This window comes from Streptomyces sp. NBC_01497 (assembly GCF_036250695.1).
Taxonomy (GTDB): domain Bacteria; phylum Actinomycetota; class Actinomycetes; order Streptomycetales; family Streptomycetaceae; genus Streptomyces.
Genome location: NZ_CP109427.1, coordinates 1,747,500 through 1,769,100, shown reverse-complemented (window position 1 = coordinate 1,769,100; position 21,601 = coordinate 1,747,500). Strand labels below are relative to the sequence as shown.

The following is a 21,601-nucleotide window of genomic DNA, read 5'->3' as shown; positions in this document are numbered from 1 at the left end:
CGAACCCTTCCGTACCCCTTCGAATCCGTGATCCGTTGAACCCGTGCTCCCCACCGAACCCGCTTTCCCCCGCCGACCCGTGATCCGCACCGGACCCCGGGCCCCGCGGTACCGGTCTTCGGCCCCGGAGCCACCGCTCACCGCTTCACCTGCTCCCGCGTCTTCTTGTTCACGTGCCCACGACCCCCGACCGTGTGCCCCTGACCTCACCCCAGGGCGTGACCGCACAGGCCACCGCCCCTCCCACCCCGAGGACGGCCAAGCAATGAGCCTCATCAGTCGGTCGCGCCCCGCGCCACCTGAGAACCGCGGAGCATTCCGCCCCGCAGGCACAGCCACGTCCCGCATCCTGGCCTGGTTCCGCAACCCGCGGAACATCCTGCTCGCCGTCGTCGCCCTCGTCGTCGCCTACCTGGCCGTCGTCCCGGCGGGCACGATGGTCATCGCCAGCCTCCAGGGCTCCTTCCTCTCCGCGGACAAGACCACCTGGACGCTGCGGCACTACAGCGAGACGCTCGGCAGTTCCGACTTCTGGGTCCTGGTCGGCAACTCCTTCGCCTACGCCGCCGCGACCGCCGTCGTGTGCACGGTCATCGGGTTCGGACTGGCCTACCTCGTCTCCCGCACCAACACACCGGCGAAGTTCTTCGCGCAGATCGCCGCGCTGGTGCCACTGATCATTCCCGGCATCCTCAACACCGTCGCGTGGGCACTGCTGTTCGCTCCGCGCACCGGTGCGCTCAACGTGCTGCTGCGCGACGTGCACCTGCCGGCCTTCGACATCTACTCACTCGCCGGCATGGTCCTCGTCCAGTCCATGCACGTCACCCCGGTCGCCTTCCTGATGGGGACCGCGGCCTTCGGCAACATGGACTCCTCGCTGGAGGAGGCGGCCCTCAGCTCGGGCGCGCCACCGTGGCGGGTCTTCCGCACCATCACGGCCCGGCTGATCCGGCCCGCCGTGATGTCGGCGGCCCTGCTGATGTTCGTCCAGACGATCTCCACCTTCGAGGTGCCGCAGCTCATCGGCGTCCCCGGACACACCTTCGTCTTCGTCAGCCGCATCTACAACGCGCTCCAGCAGTTCCCCACCGACTACGGCACGGTCGGTGTCATCGGCATCTTCATCCTCGTCGTGGCGAGCGTCGGCCTGTACTTCTCCCGCAAGCTCGGCGGCTCGGGCGTGGAGGCGCAGACCATCACCGGCAAGGGCTTCCGGCCCACCTCCATCGACCTCGGCCGCTGGAAGTGGCTCGGCCTCGCGGCGTTCGTGGTGTTCTTCGTCGTGGCCGTGGCACTGCCCCTGCTGATGCTGGTCTGGTCGTCGCTGCTGCCGGGGTACGAACCCCCGTCGCTGTCGGCCCTGCACCGGCTCACCCTCTCCAACTACAGCGCGGTCCTGCACACCCCCGCGCTGACCAAGTCCGTGACCAACAGCCTGATCACGGCGGTGCTCGCGGGCGCCATCGTCACCGTGCTCAGCTCGCTGGTCGCCTACATCACCGTCAAGACCAAGGCGCGCGGCCGGGGCCTCCTCGACGGCCTCGCGACCGTGCCGATCGCGGTGCCCAGCGTCGTGATGGGCGTCGGCATCCTGTACTGGTACCTGACGGCGCCCCTGCCGTTCCACCTGTACGGCACCCTCGCCATCCTCGTCATCGCGTTCGTCACCATCGGCCTGCCGTACGGCCTGCGCTACATCGTGCCGGGCATCGCCCAGATCAAGGACGAACTGGAGGAGGCGGCCGCCGTCAGCGGCGCCTCCTGGATACGCACCTTCCGGCGCATCTACGTGCCCCTGCTCGCGCCCTCGCTGCTGGCCGCGTTCCTCTACACGGTCATCGTCGCGTTCCGTGAGATCTCGGCCGCCATCTTCCTCTACACCGAGAACACCCAGGTGGTGTCGGTGACCATCTACACCGAGTGGGCGAACGGCAGTTACCCCATCGTGGCCGCACTCGGAGTCTTCATCGTCGTCTTCCTGGCCGTCATCGTCGGCCTTGTCAGCCTCGTCACCAGGAAGACCGGGCTGAACCGGAACCGCCACTGAGCGCTCGAAGGAGAGTCTCGTGATCGAAATACGCGGACTGATCAAGCGATTCGAAGGCAAGGCGGTCACCCGCAACGCCGTCGACAACATCGACCTGATGGTGCCGGAAGGGAAACTGGTCACCCTGCTCGGCCCCAGTGGCTGCGGCAAGACCACCACCCTGCGCCTCATCGCGGGTCTTGAACGGCCCGACGCGGGAGAGATCCGCATCGGCGGGAAGGTCGTCTACTCGTCCGACGACAACGTGTACGTGAGTGTGCACCAGCGCCCCATCGGCGTGGTGTTCCAGTCGTACGCGGTGTGGCCGCACATGACCGCCATCCAGAACGTGATGTTCCCGCTGCGCTCCGGGCAGAAGAAACTCCCCGTGCCCGAGGCGCGCCGCAAGGCCATGGAGGCCCTCGACCTGGTGGGCCTCGCCGACCTGGCCGATCGCCCGGCGCCCGCGCTCTCCGGCGGCCAGCAGCAGCGCATCTCGCTCGCCCGCGCGCTGACCAGGGAGCCCGAGGTGCTGCTGCTCGACGAGCCGCTGTCCAACCTCGACAAGGGGCTGCGCGACCGCGTCCGGGACGAGATCCGCGCGGTGCAGCAACGACTCGGCATCACCACCGTGTTCGTCACCCACGACCAGGACGAGGCACTGGCCGTCTCCGACGAGGTCATCCTCATGGAGTTCGGGCAGATCGTGGAGCGCGGTCCGGCCCAGCAGATCTACGCCCGCCCGCGCAGCGAGTTCACCGCCCGCTTCATGGGCATCTCCAACAGCCTGCCGGGCACGGTCACCGCGTGCAGCGAGGACCTGGTGGACATCGACCTGCCGCACGGCACGCTGCGGTGCGTCGCGGCGGGCGAACTGGCGGAAGGACACCAGGTCAACGTGTTCATCCGGCCCGAGAGCCTGTCGCTGTCCCGCAAGGACACGACCGGGCGCGGCTGGAAGGGCACCGTGGAGTTCAGCATCTTCCACGGCGACTGCTGGGACTACCACGTGCGGGTCGGCGACACCCTGCTGCGTGCCCGCATCTACAAGGAGAAGGTCGGACTCTCCCACGGCGACCCGGTGTTCGTCTCGCCCGACGAGGAGACCGCCGTCGCCATCCTGGCGGACACGGCCACCGAAGGCAGCGGCAGGGCGCCGCTCGCCGGTACGGCCACGGCGAGTTGAGCGGGGCGGGCCGGCCAGGACGGCCCGCGCGACACGGTGAGGAACCACGGCCCCGTCGGTCCGTACGTCTGCCCTGAGGGGCGGTCGCACGGGCCGGCGGGGTCGCGGGCGTGCGGGCCGTGCCGGTACGCGCGGTGTGGATGCGGGACGTGCGGTTGTGAGGGGCATGCGGGGTGGCCGGGCGAGCCGGGCATGCGGGGGCCTGGCCCGTGCCGAGTCCGGCTCCGGCTCCGGACAGGCCGGAGAGGGGGACCGGGGCCCGTCAGGTGTTCGCGAGCGAGGTGAGGAACGCGCCGAATCCGTGCGGGGCCCGCGAGTCGACGCGCCCCGACGTCAGGACAGGGCACACGTCCGTCCGCAGGATCCGCCGGCCCGCCCGCTCCAGGGCGGCCACCAGCGACCTGTCCTCGCTGTGCGCCAGCGGGGGGAACCCGCCGGCTGCCAGGTAAGGGCCTGCCGCCACACCGAGGTTGGCGCCGTGCACGTGCGGATGCTGCCACGCGCCGGGCCCCGGCGGGCGCTGGGCGAAGTAGTGCGCGTCGTGGCGGGCGGCGGTGGTGGCACTGAGCAGAGGGTGCGGTGCCAGCCGTACCGTGCCCACCACGCACTCCCAGCCCTGCCGGGCGTGACGCAGCTGGTGAGCCAGCCAGCGCGGCGGGACCACCGTGTCCGCGTCGGTGGTGGCGAGCCAGAGCCCGTCCCCGTACGAGGCGAGCAGGCGCAGCGCGGCATCCGCGCCGGCGGCCCGCGCCCGGCCGACATTGCGGAACGACGCGCGCACCACCAGCGCGCCCTCTGCCTCGGCCACCGCCACCGTGCCGTCCGTACAGGCGTCGGCGACCACCACGACCACGACCGGCACCCCCGCGACCTCGGGATGGCGGGCCGCGGCCCGTACCGAGTGCAGAGTCGCGGACAGCGAGGCGGCCTCGTCATGGGCCGGCACGATCACCGCGCAGGCCGACGGGGCGGCGTTCACACCAGCCCCTCCGCCTGTGCGGGGGAGCGCGCACCGGTCGCGCCGCCGGTGCGGGTGAAGACCTGCAGCCGGAAGTCGGCGTCCCGTACGTCCGTCAGCGGGGCCAGGCCGGGCGTCGCGGCGACTGGCCGCGCCAGCTGGGAACCGGTGCGGTGGTGCTCGGGGACGGGGTGGTCCCAGTGGACCGTGACGAGTGTGCCGTCCGGCTCCAGACTCCGGACCGCCCGTGCGAGCAGCGCCTCACGGGTCGCGTCGTCGAAGTAGTACAGCAGCTCGGAGAGCACGATCAGGTCGAACGTGCCGTCGGGCCACTCGCCGGGCACCGTCATCCTGGCCACCGTGACGTGGGGCACGCCGCCCATCCGGTCCGCGGTCGTGGCGACCGCCGACTCCACGCGGTCGGCCGCGAGCAGCCGGTCGCACCGCTCGGCCAGCAGCGCGGTGAGCACACCGACGGAGCAGCCGGGCTCGAACGCGCTGCGGTAGCGCGCACGCGGCAGGGACGCCATCGTCAGCGCGTACTTCCGGCGCTCGTACCAGCGGCCCGCCAGATCCCACGGGTCCCTGTCCGACGCGTACATGGCGTCGAAATAGCCGGCGGGGGTGCTCATCGGAAGACCACCTCGAACCCCCTGGTGTGATGGGCCAGTTCGGCGGGCGGCAGGATCGCGCCATCCTCCGGGCCCGCGCCGATCGGCTCGGTCTGGGTGACGAACCGCCGCACGGCACGCCGTTTCGCCGCGGCGGACCCCTCGTCCAGCGGCAGCCGTGCGGCACTTCCCCACGGCACCCGCGGGTCACCGGGGAAGGACCAGTGCCACAGCCACACCGGGTAGCACCACAGCGGTACCCCCGCCGCGGCACATGCCGTGGCGGTCGCCCGGCCCGCCGCCTCGTGGTCGCTGTGCAGATCGCCGGTCCACGGCGCCACGCACAACCGGGCGCCGGTCTCCCGCAGCAGCTCGGCGACGGCGTCGCGTACCCGGTCCTCATGCCGGTCGACGGCGGTGTCCGGGACCGCGAGCCGCGTCGTGCGGACCCGTGCGAGGCCCAGCTCCCCGAGGGCCGCGTCCAGCTCGGCCCGGCGGAGTTGCGCCAGCCGGCGGGCGGCCGGACGGGTGGAGCGGGGATGCGACGCCTCCCCGTCGGTCACCGACAGCAGGTGTACGGGCGTCTCGGCGGCCGCCAGTGCCGCCATCGTCCCGCCGAAGCCGAGCACCTCGTCGTCGGGGTGCGCCGCCACCACGAGCACGGGGCCCGGCGGAAGCAGCGCCACCGGCAGGGCGCCGAGCCCGTCCCAGGCGGCCCAGTGGGACTCGGGCGTGCCGTCCGCGTCGATCGCGTAGGCCGCGGCCCGCCGGCACGCGGTGCCCGCGGCGCCCGCCTCCAGGCTCGCCGTCTCCCGCACCTCCGGCGCGCTCCGGGGCGGGGGCCCGGGGCGCGCAACCGGGGCGGGCCGTGCCGCCCGGTCCGGCACCGGGCCGCTCAGGAGGCCGGGCGCGGTCCCCGGTACCGCGGGGGACGGGGAGTCGGGTGCGGTCCCCGGTAGCGGGTCGGGTGCCGCGTTCGGTGCTGTGCCGGTCATCGGTCGGTCTCCCTGCCGTCCTCGTCGCGTACGCCGAACACACGCCCCAACTCCGCCAGATCGCGTTCCGCGTGGTGCTGGCGCACGTACACGCTCAGATCGGCGGCGGCCCGCGCGTGCCGCGGGTCGTGGCACAGCGGCCCGGCGCCGGTGGCGCGTCCCACGTGGTCGAGGACCTGGGTGCAGACCAGGTCCGCCAGGGCCCGCACCCGCAGGCTGCGCATGCGCGCACCGCCCAGGACGTCGAGCGGGTCCGCGTCGATGTCGTCGGCCGCGCGTTCCAGCACCGTCGCGGCGGACGAGAGGAGCATGTCCACGGCCCCCAGGTGCGCGGCGGCGATGGCGTCGTGCGTACGCCGGCGCGCCGAGGCGTAGAGCGTCTCGGCCACCGCCCGCGCACCGCCCAGCCAGCAGGCCGCCACCCCGATCCCGCCGTGCTGGAAACCGGGTCGGTCGAGATATGCGTCGACTTCGCCGACCGGTGTGCCCTCGACCTCGGTGAATTCCACGTCAGGGGTGTCGCTGCCGGCCATCCCGATGGCCTGCCAGCTGCCGGGTACCGGCCGCACGCCGGCCTGCGCGACCCGCACGGCGAACAGCCGCCGGCCGTCCTCGGTGTCGGCGGTGACCAGCGCGTGCGTGACGCTGTGCGCACCCGAGCAGTACGGTTTCGGGCCGTCCAGCACCCACCGGCCGCCGGTGCGACGGGCGCAGAGTGCGGGGCCCGGGGGTTGCGCGGCCCACACCCCCCACCGTTCACCGGGCTCGACGCGGATACCGGCGATCTCGTCGAGGATGGCCACGGCGTCCAGATGGCCTTCCACCAGCCGGGCCACGCACAAATCCTCGCGGCCCAGCGCGTGCAGGGCGAGGAATCGCTCGGCGGTGCGGCCGGAGCCGGGCAGCGGTACATCGGCGAGCAGCCGGCCGTCCGCGGCGGCCGGGCCGCGCGCCGCGGTCAGCGCGACGAAGCGGTCCGCCACCGTCCGCCGGAGCGCGGCCGGGGCGCGGGTGTCCCGGTCGTCGTCCTGCTGCGGCGCGGGGCGAGCGGGAGTCGTCGCGTCAGCGGTCACCATGCCTCCTGGAACGGGTGATGAGGGGCGTGCGGGGGGAACACGGGGGACGGGGGAGAAGACGGGGAAGGACGGCGTCCGACTGCCCGCGCGGAGCGCGCCCAAACACCCCCAAACGGACAACGTCGAGGTGCTGGGAACGTCTCACGGAACGGGGTCCGCCACCACCGCGGCGGCGCGGTGGTGGCGGACCAGGCGATCCCCGGAATGCGGACACCGGGGAATCGGAGTATCAGGCCGTCGCCCGGGCTGCCGTGACGCGGGCGACGTCCTCGGCCTGCCGGCGCGCCTCGGCGTGCGACTCCCGCAGGGAGGACCGGTGCTGCGGCAGCAGGTGCCGCAGAGGCTCCATGACCGGTGCGAAGGTCAGCTCGGGCGTGATCGTCCGGACGTCGAGGGCCATGAGGTTCGGATCGCTGAAGATGGTTTCCAGGGCGGGGACCAGGAAGTCCTTGCCGTGCTGGGGTGTGCCCGGGCCGTATCCGCCGCCACGGGCCGAGACGATGACGGCGGGGCGGCCGGCGCTGGGCACGGCACCGCCCAGGCCGATGGTCCTGCCGATGACCATGACGTGATCCAGCCACGCCTTGAAGACCGAGGGGATCGAGTAGTTGTACAGCGGCACGGCGAAGAGATAGGCGTCGGCGCCGAGGAACTCCTCGACCAGCTCGTCCTGCAGCCGGGCGGAGGCCTTCTGTTCGGGGGTGTGCTCGTCGGGGGCGGTGGTGCGGGCGGTGATGGCGGCAGCGTCCAGGTGACCGACGGGGTCCAGTGCGAGGTCGCGGCGGACGATGTCGCCCCTCCACGCGTCGGTGAAGGAGTCGGCGACCAGGCGGGAGAAGGAGGACCCGCCGGAGGCGGAGGAGTCGATGCGCAGCAGGTACGACATGGGTGTGGCTCTCTTTCCGGTGCGACGTACGAAACTCACTATCTGTTCGTAGCCACACTGTGCATTAGAGTGGCAAGCGCTACAAAAGGCACATTCATGTGCGTGGATCATGCGAGAAGGGCAGGAGACGTGAGCGCCGACACCGAGCTCCGACAGGGGCGCACGAACGTACGGGGGAACGTGCGGCGGACCCCCGGGCCGTGCGCGCGCTGGGCCGACAGCGACGCCGACTTCATCCGCGAGATCCTCGACCTGGTCGGCGACAAGTGGAGTGTGCTGATCATCGGCACCCTCTCCGACGGTCCCGTGCGCTACTCCGACCTCGCGTACGCCATTCCCGGGATCTCCCAGCGGATGTTGACCCTCACCCTGAAGCAGCTCCGCCGCAGCGGGCTGGTCGACCGCACCGCGTACGCGGAGGTGCCGCCGCGCGTCGAGTACTCCCTGACCGCACTCGGCACCTCGCTGCTGTCCACCGTGCTGGAACTGGCGGCCTGGTCAGCGGACCGGCAGGCGGAGATCCGCCGCCACCAGACCACGTACGACAGCGCCGCCGACCCCGGGTGATCCCGCGGTGGGGGCGGGACCCGGAACGACCGGTGAGCCCGGTCCTTCACCCCGCGGGGCGCCGACGACCGCCCCCGCTCCACGTCCGAGGCCCTTGAGGGGGATCAGCCGAGACACTGAGGGATCAGCCGAGGCCCTGAGGGGATCAGCCGACGTCGACCGTCCGCGCGGACGCCCGCCGACCGCCGACGCGCGAGGAGCCATCGGTGAACGCGGCTCGCGCGGCCGGGAGATCAGCCCGCCGCACGCGAACGGGAACCATCCCCTCCACACCCGGCGGACCGCATCGCGCCGTGCGTTGACGGCGGCGGCGGAAATACACACGGACGTGACGGGTTCCCGAGGCCGAGGCCGCCTCGATCCTGCCCGTGTGCGGCGACGTCGGAGCGCGCATGCCATCCCGTGTACGGGGCGATATCGGGCCCGGCGTACCCATCGGCCGCCGTGGGTGACGCGTCTCCCGCCGGCCGTACGCGTCGACCGTGCCAGGCTGGGCACGCTCTGTTCCTGAAGCACCCGTCAGCCACCGCCCCGAGCGCCCGCGCCGGGACGGACCACCGTACGAGGGGACCGGCACGTGCCGCGGAAGCCACCGCCATCGCCACCTGCGAACCCCCCCGGGCAGGGGCCGGACGCGTCCGGCGTACCGCTCGCGTTGTCCCAGGAGCGCCGGCTCAAGCGCGACCTCGGGTTCTGGGGCCTGACGGCGATCGGTTTCTCCAACATCCTCGGCTCCGGCTGGCTGTTCGCCGCCATGTTCGCGGCCCAGACCGCCGGACCCGCGTCGCTCCTGTCCTGGATCGCGGCCGGAGCGCTGAGCGCGCTCGTCGCGCTCGTGATGGTCGAACTCGGGGCGACGCGCCCCGAGGGCGGCGGCACCGTGCGCTGGCCGCTGTACGCGAGCGGACGGCTCGTCGGCACGATGATCGGCTGGTCGGTGCTGCTGTCGGTGGGCGGCACTGCGGCGGAGATCAGCGCGATCATGCAGTACGCGGCGCACTACGTGCCGGGGATCTTCCGCAGCGGCTCACTGACCTGGCCCGGACTCGCGCTGGCGACCGGACTGAGCATGCTGCTCACCGCCCTGAACTGGTTCGCGGTGCGGATGTTCGCCCGCCTCAACAACCTGGTGTCGCTGCTCAAGGTCATCATCCCGCTCGTCACGGTGGTCGCGCTGTTCCTGTCCGGCACGCACGCGGGCCGCCTCACCGACGGGGCCCACGGCGGCTTCGCCCCGTACGGGTACGCGGCCTGCCTCACCGCCCTCGCCGGCGGCGGCATCGTCTACTCCGTCAACGGTTTCCAGGCCCCGCTGGACTTCTCCGGCGAGGCGCGCAAGCCACGCCGTACGGTGCCGGCCGCCGTGCTGACCGGCATCGGCCTGGCCGTCGTGGTCTACCTCCTGCTGCAGCTCGCGTTCCTCTTCACCGTGCCCGACGCGACCCTCGCGCACGGCTGGCGCGGCGTCAGCTTCGACTCGCCGTTCGGGCAGCTCGCCCTGCTGCTGAACCTGCAATGGCTGGCGACGCTGCTGTACGCGGACGCCGTGATCTCGCCCGGCGGCTCCGCGTACGTCGGCGTGGCCATCGACGCCCGGCACACGTACGCACTGGCGAAGAACGGCCTGCTGCCCCGCTTCTTCATGCGGATCAACCCGCGCTCAGGTTCGGCACGCAGGGCCCTGGTGCTGAACCTCGGGGTGATTGTCGTCTTCCTGCTGCCGTTCGGCGGCTGGCAGAGCATCGTGAGCGTGATGGGCGACATGTACCTGCTGATCTACGCGGCCTCGGCCGTCGCGGTCGCCGCCTTCCGCGCGCACGACCGGGAGCGCGGCGCCGGGCCCGCGCCCGGCCGGATGCGCGGGATGCGCTGGATCGCACCCGTCAGTTTCGCGGTCGCCAGCGAGTTCGTCTTCTGGTCGGGGTGGCACAGCCTGCGCGTCGCGCTGCCGCTCGTCCTGGCGGGCCTGCCGATGTTCCTGCTGCTGCGCCGGGCCCCCGACGCCCTCCCCCGGAGGATCGAACTGCGCCACGGCGCCTGGCTGGTCTTTCACCTCGCCGCGCTGACCCTGCTCTCCTGGCTCGGTTCCTTCGGTGGCACGGACGCGCTGCCCGCTCCCTACGACTCGGCGACGGTCGCCGTGCTGTCGCTCGCGGTCTTCGTCTGGGCGGTCAGGTCGGGAGCCGACCATCTCCGTACCGGGCGAGACCGTGTCGCTGATGGGCTGAACGGGTGAGGCGGGAGAAGATGGCCGGATGCATACACAGCACACGGGCGGGGTGATTCCGTGAACAGGTACGACGAGTACGACGTGACCGACGAGCAGTGGCAGGGCCTGGCCCAGGTCGTACCGCTGCGCAACCGCGACATGTGGCCTTCGCGGGTCGACCACCGCACCGCATCCCAGGAAGTGACGGAGGAACACCGCCGCTTCGTGGTGCTGCGGGTACAGATCTTCGCGGACGCGCGGGAGGTCGCCGAGCACCTGATGGCGCAGATCCCCGTGCTCCTCGACCTGACGGCGGCCGACACGGACGTCGCGAAGCGGATCCTGGACTTCAGCAGCGGCGTCGTGTTCGGACTGGGCTGCGGGATGCACCGGGTGGACCGGAACGTCTTCCTGCTGGCGCCCGTCGGCACGGAGGTCGAGGGGACGCCCGCCGCGGCGGTGCCCGGCACGTGATGGACGGGAGTACGGACGGGGGCACGGGGACGACGCGGGGGACGGGGCCGGACGGCCTCGATGTGCCGGAGCTGCAGCGCCGGTTGACGGAGTTCGCCGCCGCGCGCGGCTGGGAGCAGTACCACACGCCGAAGAATCTCGTCGCCGCGCTGAGCGTGGAGGCATCCGAACTGCTGGAGATCTTCCAGTGGCTGACGCCGGAACAGTCGGCCGCGATCATGTCGGACCCCCGGGCCGCACACAGCGTGGAGGACGAGGTCGCCGACGTGCTCGCGTACCTGCTCCAGTTCTGTGTGGTGCTGGGGATCGACCCGCTGGCGGCGCTCGCCGCGAAGATCGAGCGCAATGAGACACGGTTCCCGCCCACGGCGCCTTGATCCGGCCGGTGCCGAGCGCCGCCTGCTGCTGCCCCGGCACTCGTGGGCACAGGTGAGGGGTGCGGAGCCGCCCGCCGGCTTGTGAGGTGTCCGGTCCCCGGGGCGCTCCCCTTGAGGTCCCCGGCAGTCGCACCAGCGGTCAGCTCGGGCCGGTGGGTCGGCTCGGTCCGGTGGGGCGGTGGGGCGGGTGGCTCGGTCCGGTGGGGCGCTGGGGCGATTTGGGGCCGGTGTTACGTGGAAGCGGACCCAGCCTGTCACTCTTCGGAGTGGCGGAGTTGTCCACAATGCGGATCCTGTCCACAATTCGCGGATTCCCCCTGGTGTCCAACTCCGCATTCCCTCACTCTGGGTGATGCGGGGAACGCGGGCGGTCGGCGCCCGGTGGGGGCGTACGACGAGGGGCGGGGCACATGGACGCGGTACGGATCGCGGAGGCGGGCCGCGACGCGCTCGCGGTGAGCGGCAGCACGGCCGAGGTGGTCGCTGAGGCGTGGCAGGCACACGCACTGGCACAGGCGATCGGGGACCGGCTGGCGACCGGTCTGCCGCGTCCGGCGTGCTCGGCGGCGCGTCAGCTCGCGGAGGCGGGGGAGCGGGGGCGCGGCCCCGCCGACCATCCCGCCCTGCGCGCCGCGGGCGGGATCAGGGCCGCCGCGCTTTCCGGCCCGATGGACGCGTGCGCCGCGCTGACGGTGCTCGGAACGCTGCTGGAGGAGATCGGTGCCGCGCTCGTCCTGCTCGCCACGGTCGCGGACGACGCGTGGGTGTACTGGCAGTGCATGGAGGCGATCGACGCGGCCGCCGACTCGGGCGAGCGGGCGGCGGAGCTGCTGCGGCTGCTCGGGACCCGGGAGCGGGACGGCCCGGGTCCGCCGGGCCGGCCGCCGGGGGCCTGCTGACCACGGACGGTCGGGGCCTGGTGCGGGCGGCGCGGCGGTGCGTGAGCGCGGGCCGGGCGGGGCGGGGCGCCGGAAGGTGCAGGATGGAGAGCATGGATCTTCGTATCTTCACCGAACCCCAGCAGGGCGCCACCTACGACACCGTCCTGCGTATCGCCAAGGCCACCGAGGACCTCGGCTTCGACGCCTTCTTCCGCTCGGACCACTACCTGCGCATGGGCGATGTCGACGGGCTCCCGGGGCCCACGGACGCCTGGATCACCCTCGCCGGCCTCGCGCGGGAGACCCGGCGGATCCGGCTCGGCACGCTGGTGACGGCGGCGACGTTCCGGCTGCCGGGCGTCCTCGCCATCCAGGTCGCGCAGGTCGACCAGATGTCCGGCGGCCGGGTCGAACTGGGAATCGGCGCGGGCTGGTTCGAAGAGGAGCACGCGGCGTACGGCATTCCGTTCCCCGACGACCGGTTCGCCCGGCTGGAGGAGCAACTGGACGTGGTGACCGGGCTGTGGGCCACCGAGGCGGGCAAGACGTTCTCGTACGAGGGCGAGCACTTCCGGCTGACCGACTCGCCCGCGCTGCCCAAGCCCACCCAGCCCAAGCCGCCGGTGATCATCGGCGGACACGGGGCGAAGCGCACCCCGCGACTCGCCGCCCGGTACGCGGACGAGTTCAACATGCCGTTCGCCTCGATCAAGCAGACCGAGGAGCAGTTCGGCCGGGTACGCGCGGCGGCCCGGAAGGCCGACCGGGCCGCCGACGACCTTGTCTACTCCAACGCACTCGTGATCTGTGTGGGCAGGGACGACGCGGAGGTGGCCCGCCGGGCCGCGTTCCTCGGCAGGGAGGTGGCCGAGCTCAAGGAGAACGGCCTCGCCGGCTCGCCCGCCGAGGTCGTCGACAAGATCGGCCGGTACGCGGCCGTCGGGTCGAGCCGGTTCTACCTCCAGGCGATGGACATGACCGACCTGGACCATCTGGAACTGATCGCGTCGCAGGTCGCGCCCCAGCTCGACTGAGCACGGGCGCGTCGGACGGGGCCGTGGGCGCGCGCGGGCCCGGCCGGTGTCCGGTCAGGACCGCCTCCCGGTGGCCTTGACCGGGCGGAGCGTCCGGTGGCCGGGGTCACCGTCCGGCCCGATCGAAGGAGGCATCCCGTGCGGCCCGTCCGACCGCTGTCCACCGCCCTCGCCGAAGGCACCGTCGTCCTGGACGGCGGGCTGTCGAACCAGCTGGCTGCCCAAGGGGCGGACCTGTCAGGCGAGTTGTGGTCCGCGCGACTGCTCGCCGACGACCCCGGCCTGATCACCGAGGCGCACACGGCCTATGTGCGCGCGGGCGCACGAGTGCTGATCACCGCCAGCTACCAGGCCACCTTCGAGGGGTTCGCGCGGCGCGGCCTCGGGCGGGCGCGGACGGCGCGACTGCTGGGCCGCAGCGTGGAGCTGGCGCGAGCGGCGGCCGAAACCGTGGGGGACGAGGTATGGGTGGCGGCCTCCGTCGGACCCTACGGCGCCATGCTCGCGGACGGCGCCGAGTACCGGGGGCGGTACGGGCTGACGGTCGGGGAGCTGACCCGGTTCCACCGGCCGAGGATCGAGGCGCTCGTCGCGGCCCGGCCCGACGTCCTCGCGCTGGAGACCGTCGCGGATGTCGACGAGGCGGAGGCGCTGCTCGCCGCCGCGCGGGGCACCGGGGTGCCGGTGTGGCTCTCGTACACCGTGGCGGGTGGCCGGACACGGGCCGGGCAGTCACTCGCCGAGGCGTTCGCGCTGGTTGCCGGGGACGATCAGGTGATCGCCGTCGGCGTGAACTGCTGTGAGCCCGATGAGGCGGACCTCGCCGTCGTGACGGCGGCCGAGGTCACCGGCAAGCCGGTCGTCGTGTATCCCAACAGCGGCGAAAGGTGGGACGCGGTGGCGGATGGGTACCGGGGGCCCGCCACGTTCGACGCGCCCAGGGCCCGCGGGTGGCGGGCGGCGGGGGCCCGTCTGGTGGGCGGCTGCTGCCGGGTCGGGCCGGACACCATCGCCGCTCTCGGCGCGGCACCGGGCACCTCGGAGCGATGAGGCGGCCGTTGCCGTCGCCGGCAGCGGTTTCGACCGGAGCCGGTCAGCACCGGGCGACTCCGGACCGGGTGGTGCGGCGGTCCCGGTACGGGCGGCGTCGGTACGGGCACCGTGGGAAACGTCCCGCCGGAGCCCCGAATCCGCTGCCGGAGTCAGGGGGTTCACCGCTGAAAACACCGCCACGAAAAGAACTGGGCAAGGGCGAACACGGAGGGCACACTCGATCAAGTGTTTCTGACGATCTCGACCACCGGCACTTCTGAGCGTCCCGCGACGGACCTGAGCTTTCTGCTGCACAAGCATCCCGACCGCGCGCAGACGTTCTCCACGACCCACGGCACGGCCCACGTGTTCTACCCCGAGGCGACCGCTGAGCGGTGCACCGCGGCGCTGCTGCTCCAGGTGGATCCGGCCGCACTCCTGAAGCGCGGGCGGGCCAAGGGCCGCGACTCCTCGCCGGACGTGGCGCTCGCGCACTACGTCAACGACCGCCCCTACGCGGCCTCCTCACTTCTCGCGGTGGCTCTGAGCTCGGTGTTCAGGACCGCGCTGCGCGGCGACTGCCGGACGATGCCGGAGCGGGCCGCGAGCCCGCTGCCGCTGCGGATCGAGGTGCCCGCGGTGTCCGCGCGTGGCGGTGCGGAGCTGGTGAAGCGGCTGTTCGAGCCGCTCGGCTGGACAGCGGTGACCGCCGAACCCGTCGTACTGGACGAGCAGTTCCCCGAGTGGGGCGACTCGCGGTACGTCCAGCTCACGCTGGAGGGCGAGGTGCGCCTGTCGGACGCCCTGCGCCAGTTGTACGTACTGCTTCCGGTGCTGGACGGCGCCAAGCACTACTGGGTGGCACCCGACGAGGTGGACAAGCTGCTGCGCGCGGGCGAGGGCTGGCTCGCGGACCACCCCGAGCGGGGACTGATCGCGCTGCGCTATCTGTCGCGCCGCATGCGGCTCACCCAGCAGGCCACCGAGCGACTCGAACTCGTGCGGCTGGCCGACGCGGACGACATCGAGGTGGAGTCCCTGGACAACGCCGTCGAGGAGACGCCGGAGGCCGACCGGCTCGACACGGAAAGCGGCACGGACGCGCACGCGCAGCCGGACAGGGCGACAGATATGGACACAGGCCCGGGCGCCGGCGGCTTGGACACCGCCGGGGTGAAGGTTTCCGGGACCCCCGGGGAGCCGGCGACACCCGGTACGGCAGAGGCAGAGGCAGAGGCCGGGGGACGGGAGCCCTCGTTGGCGCGGCAGCGGCGCGACGCGATCCTCGGGGCGCTGGAGAGCGCGCGGGCGGCGACCGTACTGGACCTCGGATGCGGGGAAGGACGCTTGGTGCAAGTCCTGTTGAAGGTTCCGGGCATCACGCACGTCACCGGCGTCGATGTGTCGGTGCGCGCTCTGGCCATCGCCGCCCGCAAGCTGAAAGTCGACCGCATGAGCGAGCGCCAGGCGGCACGGGTGACGCTGACGCAGGGCGCGCTGACGTACACCGACAAGCGGCTCGCCGGCAGGGACGCTGCGGTGCTCAGCGAGGTGATCGAGCACCTCGACCTGCCACGGCTCCCGGCGCTGGAGTACGCGGTGTTCGGTGCGGCCCGGCCCCGGACGGTCGTCGTGACCACTCCGAACGCCGAGTACAACGTGCGGTGGGAGACCCTGCCGGCCGGACACGTACGCCACGCGGACCACCGGTTCGAGTGGCGCAGGAGCGAGTTCCGGGAGTGGGCGGAGCGGGTGGCGCTCCGGCACGGGTACGACGTGGCGTTCACGTCCGTGGGGCCCGAGGACCCCGAGGTCGGGGCCCCGACCCAGATGGCGGTGTTCACCATGACGGCGAAGGACGCGAAGGACGCGAAGGACGCGAAGGAAACGGCATGAGCAACACGGAGAGCACGGACGGCCCGCAGAGCACGGACGGCCCGCAGAGCACGCAGAGCACACCGGAGAGTGCTTCGGCCGTCGGCGCCCGGCGGCGGCTCGCTGTCACCGACCTGTCCCTCGTCGTCCTCGTCGGGGCCAGCGGGTCGGGCAAGTCGACGTTCGCACGCCGTCACTTCAAGCCCACCGAGGTCATCGCCTCCGACTTCTGCCGGGGGCTCGTCGCGGACGACGAGAACGACCAGTCGGCGACGAAGGACGCCTTCGAGGTGCTGCACTACATCGCGGGCAAGCGGCTCGCCGCCGGCCGGCGCACCGTCGTGGACGCCACGAGTGTGCAGCCCGAGGCGCGCAGACAACTTGTCGCGCTCGCCCGGGAGTACGACGTCCTGCCCATCGCCATCGTCCTCGACGTGCCGGAAGAGGTCTGCGCGCGGCGCAACGCGGAGCGTCCCGACCGGGTCGGTATGCCCCGCCGGGTGATCCAGCGGCACCGGCGCGAACTGCACCGCTCGCTGCGCGGGCTGGAGCGCGAGGGGTTCCGCAAGGTGCACATCCTGCGCGGTACGGCGGAGATCGACGCGGCCGAGATCGTGGTGGAGCGCAGGTACAACGACCTGACCCACCTGAGCGGTCCGTTCGACATCATCGGTGACGTGCACGGCTGCTCCGCCGAGCTGGAGTCGCTGCTCGCCATCCTCGGCTACGAGGACGGTGTGCACCCCGCGGGCCGCACCGCGGTGTTCGTCGGCGACCTCGTGGACCGGGGCCCCGACACACCCGGAGTGCTGCGCCGCGTCATGGGCATGGTGGCGGGCGGTACCGCGCTGTGTGTGCCGGGCAACCACGAGAACAAACTGGGCCGCTGGTTCAAGGGCGCCAACGTGCGGCACACCCACGGTCTCGCGGAGACGATCGAACAGCTGGAGAAGGAGGACGACGCGTTCCGCGCCGAGGTGCGCGCCTTCCTCCAGGGGCTCGTCAGTCACTACGTCCTGGACGGCGGCAACCTGGTCGTCAGCCACGCGGGGCTGCCGGAGAAGTACCACGGCCGTACGTCGGGCCGGGTCCGCTCGCACGCCCTGTACGGGGACACCACCGGCGAGACCGACGAGTTCGGCCTTCCCGTGCGCTATCCGTGGGCCGAGGACTACCGGGGCCGTGCCGCCGTGGTCTACGGGCACACCCCGGTGCCGAACACCTCGTGGATCAACAACACCCTCTGCCTGGACACCGGCGCGGTGTTCGGCGGGAAGCTGACCGCGCTGCGCTGGCCGGAGCGCGAGATCGTCGACGTACCGGCGGAGCGTGTCTGGTACGAGCCGGTGAAGCCGCTGGCCACCGAGGCACCGGGCGGACGGGAAGGCAGGCCGCTCGACCTCGGCGACGTGAGCGGGCGGCGCGTGGTGGAGACGCGCCGCATGGCGCGGCTCGCCGTGCGTGAGGAGAACGCGGCGGCGGCGCTCGAAGTGATGAGCCGCTTCGCGATCGACCCGCAGCTGCTGATGTACCTGCCGCCGACCATGGCGCCGGCCCCGACGTCGGGCGCCGAGGGCTGGCTGGAGCACCCGGTGGAGGCGTTCGCGCAGTACCGCGACGAGGGTGTGGCCCGGGTGGTGTGCGAGGAGAAGCACATGGGTTCGCGCGCGGTGGCGCTCGTCGGCCGGGACGCGGACGCGGTGCGGGAGCGGTTCGGCGCGGACGGGCCGACGGGCGCGGTGTACACGAGGACCGGACGGCCGTTCTTCGATGACCCGGCCGTGACGGAGGAGGTGCTCGGCCGGCTGCGGGACGCGGTCATCGCCGCCGGACTGTGGGAGGAGTTCGGCACGGGCTGGCTGCTGCTGGACGCCGAGTTGATGCCGTGGTCGCTGAAGGCCTCCGGTTTGCTGCGTTCGCAGTACGCGGCCGTCGGTGCCGCGGCGGGAGCGGCCTTCCCCGCGGTGGCGTCCGCCGTCAAGGCCGCTGCCGCCCGGGGCGTGGACGTGCGGGCGCTGGCGGACACGCAGCGCGAGCGCGCCGCGGACGCGGCCGCGTTCACGGAGGCGTACCGCCGCTACTGCTGGCCGACGGACGGCCTGGAGGGGGTACGGCTCGCGCCGTTCCAGCTGCTGGCCGTCGAGGGGCGCAACCTCGCCGCCGTACCGCACGACCAGCAGCTCGCCTGGATGGACCGGCTCGTGGAGCACGACGCGAGCGGGCTGCTGCGGACGACCCGGCGCCTGGTGGTGGACACCGGGGACGAGGAGTCGGTGCGCTCCGGGGTCGACTGGTGGCTGGAGATGACCGGGCGTGGCGGTGAGGGCATGGTCGTCAAGCCGCTCGCGGGCCTCGCGGTGGACGGGAAGGGCCGGCTGCTCCAGCCGGGCCTGAAGGTGCGCGGCCGGGAGTACCTGCGGATCATCTACGGCCCGGAGTACACGCGTCCGGAGAACCTGCGGCGGCTGCGCGGCCGGTATCTCGGGCACAAGCGCTCCCTCGCGCTGCGCGAGTACGCGCTGGGCCTTGAGGCGCTGGACCGGCTCGCCGACGGGGAGCCGCTGTGGCGCGTGCACGAGGCGGTCTTCGCGGTGCTCGCCCTGGAGTCCGAGCCGGTCGACCCCAGGCTGTAGCGCCGGTCGAGGGGCGGCCGGGTGCGAGCCGCCGGCCGGCCGCGGGTGGCTGCGGCCGGGGCGAGAAGACGCCGCCCCGGCCGCCTGGCCCGGTTCCTCCGCCTCGCCCGCCTCGCCCGCCCCGGCCACCTCCCCCCGGCCCGGCCGCGCGGTTCGTCCGCCCGGTTCCGCGCCCCGGGGACCGGCCCCGGCGCCTGCCCCGGCCACCCCGTCCCGTCCACCGTGCGCGGAAGCGGCCACCGGCGCGGATTGCCGGGGCTCCCGGGGGGTGAACGACGGGTCACGCGGTCAGGATGGAGGCATGAGCTTCCACGTCGACTCGGAGACCGGACGGCTGCGCCGGGTCATCCTGCACCGCCCCGGACTCGAACTGAAGCGGCTGACCCCGCAGAACGCGGACACCCTGCTGTTCGACGACGTGTTGTGGGTGCGGCGCGCGCAGGAGGAGCACGACGGCTTCGCCGAGGTCCTGCGGGAGCGCGGTGTCGAGGTGCATCTCTTCGGTGACCTGCTGCGGGAGGTGCTGGACGTCCCGCAGGCCAGGGCCCTGGTCCTGGACCGGGTCTTCGACGAGAAGGAGTACGGTCCGCTCGCCACGGACCACCTCAGGGCCGTCTTCGACGAACTGGGTTCGGCCGATCTGGCCGAGTCGCTGGTCGGCGGGGTGACCAAGCGGGAGTACCTGGCGGACCACGCGGAGCCCACGTCGGTCCGGTTCCATGTGATGGAGCAGGACGACTTCCTGCTCGACCCGCTGCCCAACCACCTGTTCACCCGTGACACGTCCGCGTGGATCTACGACGGTGTCTCCATCAACGCGATGAGCCGGCCGGCCCGGCGCCGGGAGACCGTGCACTTCGAGGCGATCTACCGCCACCACCCGCTGTTCGCCACGGACAGTGCGGGCCCCTTCCGTTACTGGTCCCAGGGCCAGGACGACCATCCGTCCACGATCGAGGGCGGGGACGTGCTGGTCATCGGGAAGGGCGCGGTGCTGATCGGCATGAGTGAACGCACCACGCCGCAGGCCGTGGAGATGCTGGCGCGGGGCGTGTTCGCCGCCGGCTCGGCCACCACGATCGTCGCGCTGGACATGCCGAAGAGGCGGGCGTTCATGCACCTCGACACGGTGATGACGATGATCGACGAGGACACCTTCACCCAGTACGAGGGGCTCGGCATGCTCCGCTCGTACACGATCGAGCCGGGCGACGGCGGCAACGAGCTGAAGGTCACCGACCATCCGCCGGAGCACATGCACCGCGCGATCGCCGCGGCGCTCGGCCTGGCTTCCGTCCGGGTGCTCACCCCCACCCAGGACGTGCATTCGGCGGCGCGGGAGCAGTGGGACGACGGGTGCAACGTGCTGGCCGTGGAACCCGGTGTCGTCGTCGCGTACGAGCGCAACTCCACCACCAACGCCCATCTGCGCAAGCAGGGCTTCGAGGTGATCGAGATCCGGGGCAGCGAGCTCGGCAGGGGCAGGGGCGGCCCGCGCTGCATGAGCTGCCCGGTGGAACGTTCGGCCGACTGATGTCGAGGGAGGTGAGCCGTGGGTGCCGGACGGCCGGGGACGGCTCGGCGCGGGGCCGGTCGGAGGCTACCGGGCACCCTGTATATCCATACGGGTTGTCGTATACAGTTACGGTGCACATCGTCCCGTCGTGACGGGATGTGCGCCGTCCGCCCGCAGCCGATCCCTACAGGAGCAGCCCCCATGGCGATACATCTCCCCGGCCGCCACTTCCTCAAGGAGCTCGACTTCACGGCCGAGGAGTTCCGCGGCCTGGTCGACCTGGCCGCCGAGCTCAAGGCCGCCAAGAAGGCGGGCTCCGAGGTGCAGCGGCTGCGCGGCCGGAACATCGCGCTGATCTTCGAGAAGGCCTCCACCCGCACCCGCTGCTCCTTCGAGGTGGCCGCCGCCGACCAGGGTGCGGCCACCACCTACATCGATCCCTCGGGTTCGCACATCGGGTCGAAGGAGTCCGCGAAGGACACCGCCCGGGTCCTCGGCCGGATGTTCGACGGCATCCAGTACCGCGGCGAGGCCCAGGCGACGGTCGAGGAACTCGCCGCGTACGCCGGGGTCCCCGTCTTCAACGGCCTCACCGACGACTGGCACCCCACCCAGATGCTCGCCGACGTGCTCACCATGACCGAGCACTGCGCCAAGCCGCTCACCGGGATCAGCTTCGCCTACCTCGGTGACGCACGGTTCAACATGGGCAACTCCTACCTGGTCACGGCGGCGCTGCTCGGAATGGACGTCCGGATCGTCGCCCCCCGCGCGTTCTGGCCCTCCGACGAGGTCGTGGCCGCCGCGCGCAAGGCCGCGGAGGTCAGTGGCGCGCGGCTGCACCTGACCGAGGACGTGGCGGAGGGTGTCGCGGGCGTCGACTTCGTCGTCACCGACGTCTGGGTGTCGATGGGCGAGCCCAAGGAAGTCTGGGACGTGCGGATCGCGGCCCTCGCGCCGTACACGGTGACGATGGACGTGCTGCGTGCCACCGGCAATCCGGACGTCCGGTTCCTGCACTGCCTGCCCGCCTTCCACGACCTGGGAACCGAGGTCGGCAGGGAGATCCACGAGCGCTACGGCCTGCGGGAGCTGGAAGTGACGGACGAGGTCTTCGAGTCGGAGCACTCGGTCGTCTTCGACGAGGCGGAGAACCGCCTGCACACGATCAAGGCCATTCTCGTCGCGAGCATGGCCGACGCGTAGGCGGCCCGGGGATCACGGCCGTACGTCGTTCACGGCCGTACGTCGTTCACGTTCAC

General features: G+C 72.3%; 18 protein-coding genes. 13 read left to right on the top strand and 5 right to left on the bottom strand.

Annotated features, from left to right (window positions below):
- Positions 1-265 precede the first annotated feature (265 nt).
- Both OG310_RS07550 and OG310_RS07545 read left to right on the top strand, forming a co-directional pair.
- Positions 266-2,050, top strand: coding sequence for an ABC transporter permease (locus OG310_RS07550; RefSeq protein ID WP_329455099.1), 1,785 nt, complete (start codon positions 266-268; stop codon positions 2,048-2,050).
- A gap of 19 nt (positions 2,051-2,069) precedes the next feature.
- On the top strand, positions 2,070-3,215 hold the full coding sequence (locus OG310_RS07545) for an ABC transporter ATP-binding protein (protein WP_329455098.1): 1,146 nt from the start codon (positions 2,070-2,072) through the stop codon (positions 3,213-3,215).
- Between the two features lie 262 nt (positions 3,216-3,477).
- Here OG310_RS07545 and OG310_RS07540 read toward each other — a convergent pair whose 3' ends face one another.
- The 5 genes from OG310_RS07540 to OG310_RS07520 form a co-directional block, all read right to left on the bottom strand.
- On the bottom strand, positions 3,478-4,194 hold the full coding sequence (locus OG310_RS07540; RefSeq protein ID WP_329455097.1) for a glycosyltransferase: 717 nt from the start codon (positions 4,192-4,194) through the stop codon (positions 3,478-3,480).
- A complete protein-coding gene (locus OG310_RS07535) occupies positions 4,191-4,805 on the bottom strand; it encodes an SAM-dependent methyltransferase (RefSeq protein ID WP_329455096.1) in 615 nt (204 codons plus the stop codon). The genes OG310_RS07540 and OG310_RS07535 overlap by 4 nt, the downstream gene beginning before the upstream one ends.
- The gene (locus OG310_RS07530) at positions 4,802-5,779 is read right to left on the bottom strand and encodes a PIG-L family deacetylase (protein ID WP_329455095.1); all 978 of its coding nucleotides are present in this window, start codon (positions 5,777-5,779) and stop codon (positions 4,802-4,804) included. Before OG310_RS07530 ends, OG310_RS07535 begins: the two co-directional genes overlap by 4 nt.
- Positions 5,776-6,855 carry an acyl-CoA dehydrogenase gene (locus tag OG310_RS07525; RefSeq protein ID WP_329455094.1) on the bottom strand — a complete coding sequence of 360 codons (1,080 nt, stop codon included), beginning with the start codon at positions 6,853-6,855 and terminating at the stop codon, positions 5,776-5,778. Before OG310_RS07525 ends, OG310_RS07530 begins: the two co-directional genes overlap by 4 nt.
- 229 nt (positions 6,856-7,084) lie before the next feature.
- Positions 7,085-7,780, bottom strand: a complete 696-nt coding sequence (locus OG310_RS07520) for an FMN-dependent NADH-azoreductase (RefSeq protein ID WP_329455093.1) — start codon at positions 7,778-7,780, stop codon at positions 7,085-7,087.
- Between the two features lie 90 nt (positions 7,781-7,870).
- Between OG310_RS07520 and OG310_RS07515 the strand changes: the two genes are divergently transcribed.
- The 11 genes from OG310_RS07515 to argF all read left to right on the top strand — a co-directional run bounded on the left by OG310_RS07515 (position 7,871) and on the right by argF (position 21,545).
- Complete coding sequence (locus OG310_RS07515) at positions 7,871-8,308, top strand: winged helix-turn-helix transcriptional regulator (RefSeq protein WP_443078572.1); 438 nt, start codon at positions 7,871-7,873, stop codon at positions 8,306-8,308.
- A 655-nt stretch (positions 8,309-8,963) separates the two neighbouring features.
- The gene (locus tag OG310_RS07510; protein WP_329455092.1) at positions 8,964-10,544 is read left to right on the top strand and encodes an APC family permease; all 1,581 of its coding nucleotides are present in this window, start codon (positions 8,964-8,966) and stop codon (positions 10,542-10,544) included.
- Between the two features lie 51 nt (positions 10,545-10,595).
- Positions 10,596-10,991, top strand: a complete 396-nt coding sequence (locus tag OG310_RS07505) for a cell division protein SepF (RefSeq protein ID WP_329455091.1) — start codon at positions 10,596-10,598, stop codon at positions 10,989-10,991.
- Positions 10,991-11,368, top strand: coding sequence for a nucleotide pyrophosphohydrolase (locus OG310_RS07500; protein WP_329455090.1), 378 nt, complete (start codon positions 10,991-10,993; stop codon positions 11,366-11,368). Before OG310_RS07505 ends, OG310_RS07500 begins: the two co-directional genes overlap by 1 nt.
- Before the next feature lie 410 nt (positions 11,369-11,778).
- The gene (locus OG310_RS07495) at positions 11,779-12,267 is read left to right on the top strand and encodes a DUF6099 family protein (protein WP_329455089.1); all 489 of its coding nucleotides are present in this window, start codon (positions 11,779-11,781) and stop codon (positions 12,265-12,267) included.
- A gap of 92 nt (positions 12,268-12,359) precedes the next feature.
- Entirely contained in the window at positions 12,360-13,283 is a 924-nt protein-coding gene (locus OG310_RS07490) for an LLM class F420-dependent oxidoreductase (RefSeq protein ID WP_329455088.1), read from the top strand.
- A 138-nt stretch (positions 13,284-13,421) separates the two neighbouring features.
- Positions 13,422-14,333 (top strand): homocysteine S-methyltransferase, encoded by a 912-nt coding sequence (gene mmuM / locus OG310_RS07485; RefSeq protein ID WP_329455087.1) that lies wholly within the window; start codon positions 13,422-13,424, stop codon positions 14,331-14,333.
- A 228-nt stretch (positions 14,334-14,561) separates the two neighbouring features.
- Complete coding sequence (locus OG310_RS07480; RefSeq protein WP_329455086.1) at positions 14,562-16,211, top strand: 3' terminal RNA ribose 2'-O-methyltransferase Hen1; 1,650 nt, start codon at positions 14,562-14,564, stop codon at positions 16,209-16,211.
- Entirely contained in the window at positions 16,208-18,823 is a 2,616-nt protein-coding gene (locus tag OG310_RS07475; RefSeq protein WP_329455085.1) for a polynucleotide kinase-phosphatase, read from the top strand. The genes OG310_RS07480 and OG310_RS07475 overlap by 4 nt, the downstream gene beginning before the upstream one ends.
- Positions 18,824-19,124: 301 nt before the next feature.
- Complete coding sequence (locus OG310_RS07470; RefSeq protein WP_329455084.1) at positions 19,125-20,357, top strand: arginine deiminase; 1,233 nt, start codon at positions 19,125-19,127, stop codon at positions 20,355-20,357.
- A gap of 183 nt (positions 20,358-20,540) precedes the next feature.
- Positions 20,541-21,545 (top strand): ornithine carbamoyltransferase, encoded by a 1,005-nt coding sequence (gene argF, locus OG310_RS07465; RefSeq protein ID WP_329455083.1) that lies wholly within the window; start codon positions 20,541-20,543, stop codon positions 21,543-21,545.
- Positions 21,546-21,601 lie beyond the last annotated feature (56 nt).